The organism is Arthrobacter sp. Y3225116 (assembly GCF_059091245.1).
This window is the reverse complement of sequence record NZ_JBNHGL010000485.1, coordinates 1-942: the sequence shown is the minus strand read 5'-3', so window position 1 is coordinate 942 and position 942 is coordinate 1. Positions and strand designations below refer to the sequence as shown.

At 69.3% G+C, this 942-nt stretch carries 1 protein-coding gene; it reads right to left on the bottom strand.

Translation table 11 applies throughout. From position 1 onward, the window contains the following. Positions 1 to 494, bottom strand: a 494-nt coding sequence (locus tag AC5RV2_RS18485) for a TPM domain-containing protein (protein ID WP_494093537.1), incomplete at its 3' end; no start/stop codon positions are given. Between the last annotated feature and the right edge of the window lie 448 nt (positions 495 to 942).

Genomic DNA, 942 nt, shown 5'->3' with positions numbered 1-942 from the left:
GTTCCGACGGAACCGTCACCGCCGGTGGCGGCGTCCTCGACCGCCGCCACGGCGGTCAGCGCGGCCCCCGCCCAGTCCGCTTCGCCGAGGGCAGGCCGGATGGATCGCGCGATGTTCTGGTCCTGGGAGACGACGGGATTGCCCTCGGCCGACTGGAACAAGTACTCGCGGCCGTCGACGGAAACCGCCAGCAAGCTGTCGACTTCGCCCAGCGAGTTAAGCTCAGCCATGTCCAGCACCCACTGGTTGCGGTCGGCCGGTTCGGTGAATTCATCCACGAAGACGATGTAGACGTTCAGGCCTTCGGACTGCTGCAGTTCGCGTACTGCGTCCTCGACCTCGGCCGTCCGGGCGCCGAGCACACCGGCCTGGTCCACCACGAACTCGCCCGGCGGAATGTCGACCGGCGGCACCGCGTGCGCCAGCGCTGCGGGCGCGAGGAAGACTGCCGTCAGGCCGGCTACGGCCGCCAGACGCCTGAACGGTGAGCGCATAAGGGTCCCTTCAGCAGCAGCCGGGGCCGTGGCGCCCCGGCTCATCGGCGGTCCTGGCCCCGGCCGGGGCGGATCCACCCACTCGTGATTCTATGGTCCTGCGTTTGGCACCGTCCACCACAGCCCTCCGCCCGCGGCGAACACCCCGGCAGCTCCTCCGCCGCAGGTGGAGGACGGCGATTGCATCGTTTGACCCCGCAGCCGCGCGTGAGAAGGCTTCTGGCGGGGCCGCACCGAGCCGCCCGGCATACGGCTGGTTTCCAGATTCCTTACAGGAAACGTGCGACGTTATCCCAGCGAAGCCGTGCATAGTGGAATACAGACCCAGAAAGGACCTGCCATGAGCGAGAATAACCAGGAGCCGCAGCAGCGGCCCGCCCGGCCGATGCCACCGCTGCCGCAGAATCCGCCGGCCTTCCGCGCGGGGGAGCAGCCGGCGGCAGCCGAC